The organism is Streptomyces synnematoformans, from assembly GCF_039531005.1.
In the GTDB taxonomy this organism is placed as follows: Bacteria; Actinomycetota; Actinomycetes; order Streptomycetales; family Streptomycetaceae; genus Streptomyces; species Streptomyces synnematoformans.
On sequence record NZ_BAAAPF010000416.1, the window covers coordinates 1 to 5,011 of the forward strand.

6 protein-coding genes are annotated in these 5,011 nt (G+C 75.4%); 1 reads left to right on the plus strand and 5 read right to left on the minus strand.

What is annotated here, in order from left to right:
- The first annotated feature begins 267 nt into the window (after window positions 1-267).
- Window positions 268-693 (plus strand): D-aminoacyl-tRNA deacylase, encoded by a 426-nt coding sequence (gene dtd / locus ABD317_RS33370; RefSeq protein WP_344295020.1) that lies wholly within the window; start codon window positions 268-270, stop codon window positions 691-693.
- A gap of 195 nt (window positions 694-888) precedes the next feature.
- On the opposite strand, the gene ygfZ is transcribed toward dtd, so the two are convergent.
- From ygfZ to ABD317_RS33395, 5 genes are all read right to left on the minus strand, one after another.
- Window positions 889-1,857, minus strand: a complete 969-nt coding sequence (gene ygfZ / locus ABD317_RS33375) for a CAF17-like 4Fe-4S cluster assembly/insertion protein YgfZ (RefSeq protein WP_344295022.1) — start codon at window positions 1,855-1,857, stop codon at window positions 889-891.
- A 33-nt stretch (window positions 1,858-1,890) separates the two neighbouring features.
- Window positions 1,891-2,325: a transcriptional repressor gene (locus ABD317_RS33380; RefSeq protein ID WP_027753179.1), complete on the minus strand. Its 435-nt coding sequence runs from the start codon at window positions 2,323-2,325 to the stop codon at window positions 1,891-1,893.
- Between the two features lie 91 nt (window positions 2,326-2,416).
- A complete protein-coding gene (locus ABD317_RS33385; RefSeq protein WP_027753180.1) occupies window positions 2,417-2,983 on the minus strand; it encodes a heme-binding beta-barrel domain-containing protein in 567 nt (188 codons plus the stop codon).
- A 179-nt stretch (window positions 2,984-3,162) separates the two neighbouring features.
- Window positions 3,163-4,203, minus strand: coding sequence for a hypothetical protein (locus tag ABD317_RS33390; protein ID WP_344295025.1), 1,041 nt, complete (start codon window positions 4,201-4,203; stop codon window positions 3,163-3,165).
- On the minus strand, window positions 4,200-5,011 hold an 812-nt coding region (locus ABD317_RS33395), incomplete at its 5' end, for a hypothetical protein (protein ID WP_344295027.1). The genes ABD317_RS33390 and ABD317_RS33395, both read right to left, overlap by 4 nt.

A 5,011-nucleotide genomic window follows, 5' to 3' on the forward strand; every position in this document is an offset into this window, starting at 1 on the left:
CGGGGGTGCGGGCGGCGGTCGGCGGGCGGGCTGCTGCGCGCGGTCGGCACGGGCGGCACGGGCCGCCCGGCTCCGGAAGAGCTCATGCGAGTGTCAGTCCCCTTCGTCCGAAGATGCCGCGTCGGCGTGGCGGCCTGCCGGACACCGAGGCAATCGTGCCACTGCACGGGGCGGCGGTGCAGGAAGACTGCGCCCGTTCGGCCCCGCGCACACCGCGGCGCCCGGGGGCACGGCGGCGCACGTGGCGCCGACGGGATAATGCGACGCATGCGAGCGGTGGTGCAGCGGGTGGACGGGGCGAGGGTCGAGGTCGGCGGCGAGACGGTCGGCGAGGTGGCCGGCGAGGGGCTGTGCGTGCTCGTGGGCGTCACCCACGACGACACCCCCGCGAAGGCCGCGCGGCTGGCCCGCAAGCTGTGGACGCTGCGGGTGCTGGACGACGAGAAGTCCTGCTCGGACGTGTCGGCGCCGCTGCTCGTGATCAGCCAGTTCACCCTCTACGGCGACGCCCGCAAGGGGCGCCGGCCGACGTGGCAGGCGGCGGCGCCCGGGGAGGTCGCCGAGCCGCTGGTCGAGGAGGTCGTGGCGCAGTTGCGGGCGCTGGGCGCGCAGGTCGCGACGGGGGTCTTCGGCGCGCGGATGCGGGTGGCGCTGACGAACGACGGGCCGTTCACGGTGCTGGTCGAGGTCTGAGCCGTACGGGTACGCGGGGCACGGGGGCGTACGGGACGTCCGAGGGGCGCACGGGAGCACGCCCGCGCAGACGGCGGCGCCCGCCGTAGCCGCCGGGCCGCCCCGGCCGCCGGGCCGCAGCCGCCGCGCCCGTACCGCTCGTGCCGCCGGCTCCCCAGGGCCGGGCCCGGACCGCCGTCCGGCGCCCCGCCCGCCTCAGGGCTCGACCACCGTCTCCTGCGCCGCCGCCGTCTCGTCCGCGAGCAGCGCCGCGTCCGCCGGAACGTTCCGCTTCACCAGCGCCAGCGCGATCGGCCCCAGCTCGTGGTGGCGTACCGACGTCGTGACGAAGCCCAGCTTGCGCCCCTCGTCCTCGGTCGCCAGCCGGACCGCCGCCCCGTGCGGCGGCAGCTTCACCTCGCTGCCGTCCAGGTGCAGGAACACCAGCCGGCGCGGCGGCCGGCCCAGGTTCTGCACCCGCGCGACCGTCTCCTGCCCCCGGTAGCACCCCTTCTCCAGGTGCACCGCGGTGCCTATCCAGCCCACCTCGTGCGGGATCGTGCGGTGGTCGGTCTCCAGGCCCAGCCGCGGCCGGTGCGCCGCCACCCGCAGGGCCTCGTACGCCAGCACCCCGGCCGGCGGGCCCGCGGAGGCGGCGAAGTCCGCGAGCGCCGCGCGCGGCAGGAACAGGTCGCGGCCGTGCGCCGTCTCGCGGACCGGCACGCCCGCCGGCGCCTCCGTGATCGAGCCGGCCGGCAGGTGGACGACGGCGCGGTCGTCCGTGCGGTCCGCGATGTCCACCCGGTAGAAGAACTTCATGCTCTCCAGGTATGCGACGAGGTCCTTCTGCGTGCCCGGCTCCACGTGCGCCCACGTCGTCTCGCCGTCGTCGACGAGGTACAGCGCGTGCTCGATGTGCCCGTGGGCGGACAGCACCAGCGCTTCGGTGGCGTGCCCCGGCGCGAGCGCTTCCACGTGCTGCGTCAGCAGCAGGTGCAGCCAGCTCAGTCGGTCCTGGCCGGTGACCGAGACGACACCGCGGTGGGAGAGGTCGACGAAGCCCTCGCCGGCGTCCAGCGCGCGCTGCTCCCGGAAGAGATCGCCGTAGTGCGCGGCGACGCCCTCGTCGGGAGCCTCGGCGGCGACCGCCCCGGGCAGGGAGAGGAGGGGAGAAGGCGCGTTCATTCCTCCAGAGTACGTCCGGGCGGGCACCCGGCGTCACGGGCCGGATGCGCCGGACTCGGTGCACGCCGCGCAGCGGCCGAGGATCGCGAAGTGCTGTACGTCGCTCTCGAAGCCGAACCGCTGCCGCAGCGTCTCCGCGAACGGCTCCGCCACCGCGTTCTCCGCCTCGATCACCCGGTCGCAGACGCGGCACACCAGGTGCAGGTGGTGGTGGCGGTCGGCGATGTGGTACGTCGGCGGGCCGTGGTTGAGGTGCGCGTGGCTGACGAGGCCCAGCTCCTCCAGCAGCTCCAGCGTGCGGTAGACCGTGGAGATGTTGACGCTCGCGGCGGTCTTGCGCACCTCGCAGAGGATGCCGTCGGGCGTCGCGTGCTCCAGGGAGTCGACGGCCTCCAGCACGAGCTGGCGCTGCGGCGTCAGGCGGTAGCCGCGCTCGCGCAGGTCACGCTTCCAGTCGGTGGTCTCCACGGCTCAAGTGTATGAGTGCCGCGGGGGAACCCCCGCCGGTTGCCCGAAGGCGCACGCCGCGGGGCGCCGGCCCGGGGGCCGGCGCGCGGTGTCAGCGGAAGAACGCGATGCCGTCGTCCGGGAGGTCCTTCAGGTCCTTCGCCCACTCGCGCGGGTCCACGACCTTCTTCAGCTGCGCCGACATGTACGGCCGCAGCTCGACCTCGGGCGTGGCCTTCTCGCCGACCCACATCAGGTCGCCGTTGACGTACCCGTAGAGCCGCTTGCCGCCGGTGTACGGCGGGGAGGCCGCGCTCCGTGCGACCGCGTCCGTGGCCAGGTCCAGCTGGGGCTTGCCCTCGGCCAGCTCGCCGTACCAGACCTCGGCGACCCCCTGGTCGCGCACCATGACGGCCTCCAGCCGCCGGCCGGGGCGCATGCGCCAGTAGCCGCTCTCGCTCTCCAGCGGGCGTACCTTCTCGCCCTGCTCGTCGAGCACCCAGGTGTACGACGAGTACGCCAGGAAGTCCCGGCCGTCGTGGCCGAAGCGCACCTCCTGGCCGAAGTTGCACTTCTCGCTGCCGGGGAAGTCGAAGACGCCCGCACCCTGCCAGTCGCCCAGGAGGAACGCCAGCGGGACCAGGTCCTTGTGCAGGTCGGAGGGGATCTCGATCGGCATCGTCAGCGCTGGCCCTGGTACAGCTTCTTCACGACCAGGCCGGCGAAGGCCAGTGTGCCCACGCAGACCAGCACGAGCAGGATGTCGAAGGTGAGGACCAGCACGAGTGCGCTCCGTAACGATGAGGGACGTACCGCCGCCGAGTCTAGCCGCCCGCTCGGACACCGGCCCGGCGGGCGTCAGCCGAGGAGCTGCTGCTGCAGGACGAGGGTCTGCTGGAACGGCACCAGCGGGGCCTGCTCCGGCGCCTCGACGGTGATCAGGCCGACGGTGTCGCCGGCGATGACGTACGCCTGCCGGACGTGCTCCTTCCCGCGCGGCTTCGCCTCGTCGTACACGTACATCTCCACCGCCGGCAGCTGGTTCTCGTCCGACCACTCCTCCTCGACGGACACCTCGGGGGCGCCGGTCAGGTCGCGGGCGGTGGAGATGCCGCCGGCCAGCTGCTGGTCGTAGAAGTGCGCGGCGAGGGAGCCGGTGTTGAACTGCAGCAGGTAGATCCGCACCCGGGTGTCGTCGGGCATGGTCCAGCCGGTGGCGGCGATGTGGCGCACGGCGTCGTCGGTGAGCGCCTGGCGCAGCTCCGCGCGCTCCTCCTCGACGTAGACCGAGGTGAAGTCGGCGGGCGCCAGCCAGCCGTCCTCCGTCTTCAGCCGCGCGTCGTCCTCGGCCCCGGCGGGGGCCGGCAGCAGCAGGTCGCGGAGGTCGGCGTGGTGGATCTGGCCGGCGTTGGCGGGGGCGAACGGCGGCGGCTTGCCGGCGGGCAGCGCGGGCAGCTCCAGCTCGGGGTAGTCCCAGCGGCCGTCGCCCTCGGTGGCCAGGCCGGGCAGGTCGCCGCGCTCGGCGCCGGTGACGGCGTACGCGGGGCCGAGCGCGGCGCCGGCGAGGAGCAGTACGGCGGCGCCCCAGCGCAGCGCGGGGCGGAGCCACCTGCGGGGCGGGCGCGCGGGGGGCGGCGGGGGCGGCGGCGTCCCGTACGGGGCGTGGCCGGGCTGCGCGGGCTGGTGCTGGTGCGGCTGCTGGTGCGCGTACGCGGGCGAGGGCTGGGCCGCGTACGCGGGGGCGGGCTCCGGTGCGTACGCGGGCACGGGCTGCTGGTGGGCCTGCGGCTGCTGCTGCGGTGCGTACGCCGGCGGGGGCGCGGGCGCCGCGGCGTCCGGGCGGTGCGGAGCCGGATCCGGCCCGTGGCCGCTCGTCTCGTGGCCGCTCATGCCGCTCATATGGACTTCCCCGGGGCGTCGATGTGGCCGAGCTGGTCTTCGAGGAGCCGCACGGCGCGCTCGCCGTGGGCCGCCGGCCCGTACGCGGTGAGCGTGACCAGCAGGTCGCCCTTGGCCGCCGAGCAGGTCGTCATCGCCACCGCGTCCCCTTCGGCGCTGACCGCGTCGTCGGGCATCAGGAAGCACGCGGCGTTGTCGTGCCCCTCGACCTCCGGGCCCTCCTCGAACTCGCCCAGGCTGCGCCTCAGCTCCTCCTGTACGGCCGCGAGCCCGGACGCCGTGCCCTCGCCGCCGACCTGGGCCAGCTCCACCTCGACGACGAGGTCGTACTCGTCGGCCGCGTAGGACCGCATGGCCATCCCCTTCAGCTCCAGGTCCTTGAGCGCGTCGAGCTGCAACCGCCGCTGGTCGGGCGGCAGTCCGCGCGCGGTCTGCTGGAAGACGGCCTCCGCCTGCCGGGCCGACAGGACGGTCTCGTTGCCGAACCCGTCGATGTCGGGTCCGGGGTGGTAGCCGCGCGGCATGGGCAGCAGCGCGCCGCCGAGCGGGCCGCCGGCGGGTGCGGCGACGCCCGGCTGCTTGGCGGCGTCGCCGCGGGGTTTGCGGTCGGCGGGCTGCTGCCAGACGTCGGTGTCGCCGGCGCCGCGGTCGGCGTCCCGGACCTTCAGAGCGGTGGCGACCGCCCCGGTGGCGGCGGCCCCGGCGGCGAGCACCGCGGCCAGCACGACGAGCACGAGCCGCCGCCGCCCGGCGCGGGGCGCCGGGGGCGGGGCCCGCGGGACGGCCGGGGGCGGGGGCTGCGCGGGGG